The following is a 1,020-nucleotide window of genomic DNA, read 5'->3' on the forward strand; positions in this document are numbered from 1 at the left end:
CATTGGTCGGGTCCGTCACATTGGTGATCGAGGTCCCCGCGCTGTTGCCCTCTCCCAGCACGCTCGCCAAATTTTGTATCTCGTTGGTGATGCTTCCGTCCACCTCCGTGAAGGTACTGTTCACCACATAGGGGTCACCGCTGGTGCCGCTTCCGCTCACGCTGATGTCCGTACCTCCGTTCACGATGGTCTCAGATCCATCGGCCGCGTTGGCCGTGATCTGTGTGTCAACATAGTTCTTCGTGGCCGCGTCCTGGGCATTGGTCGGGTCCGTCACGTTCGTTATGGATGTGCCCGCGCTGTTGCCCTCGGAGAGCACCTCCGACAAGGTCTGGTCGTCGCTGCCCAAGTTGGCCAAAGGTACCTGTAGTGTACCGTTGCTGTCCTCTATCTCTAGGTTCGCCCCACTTACCTCGAAGCGGGTATTGATCTCATTGGTCACGCTTCCGTCCACTTCCGTGAAGGTACTGTTCACCACATAGGGGTCACCGCTGGTGCCGCTTCCGCTCACGCTGATGTCCGTACCTCCGTTCACGATSGTCTCCGAGCCATCGGCCGCGTTGGCCGTGATCTGYGWGTCMACATAGTTCTTCGTGGCCGCRTCCTGSGCATTGGTCGGGTCCGTCACATTGGTGATCGAGGTCCCCGCGCTGTTGCCCTCTCCCAGCACGCTCGCCAAATTTTGTATCTCGTTGGTGATGCTTCCGTCCACCTCCGTGAAGGTACTGTTCACCACATAGGGGTCGCCGCTGGTGCCGCTTCCGCTCACGCTGATGTCCGTGCCGGCGTTGACTATGGTCTCCGAGCCATCGGCCGCGTTGGCCGTGATCTGCGTGTCAACATAGTTCTTCGTGGCCGCGTCCTGCGCATTGGTAGGGTCAGTAACGTTCGTTATGGATGTGCCCGCGCTGTTGCCCTCGGAGAGCACCTCCGACAAGGTCTGGTCGTCGCTGCCCAAGTTGGCCAAAGGTACCTGTAGTGTACCGTTGCTGTCCTCTATCTCTAGGTTCGCCCCACTTA

Annotated in this window: 1 protein-coding gene; it reads right to left on the bottom strand. The window is 59.3% G+C overall.

The features are described from left to right. Positions 1 to 733 (bottom strand): hypothetical protein (locus tag EZV76_RS16810; RefSeq protein ID WP_136567689.1); only part of this gene is annotated, 733 nt, incomplete at its 3' end. Positions 734 to 1,020 lie beyond the last annotated feature (287 nt).

The sequence above is a fragment of the Flagellimonas alvinocaridis genome (genome assembly GCF_004916895.1).
Classification (GTDB): Bacteria; Bacteroidota; Bacteroidia; order Flavobacteriales; family Flavobacteriaceae; genus Flagellimonas; species Flagellimonas alvinocaridis.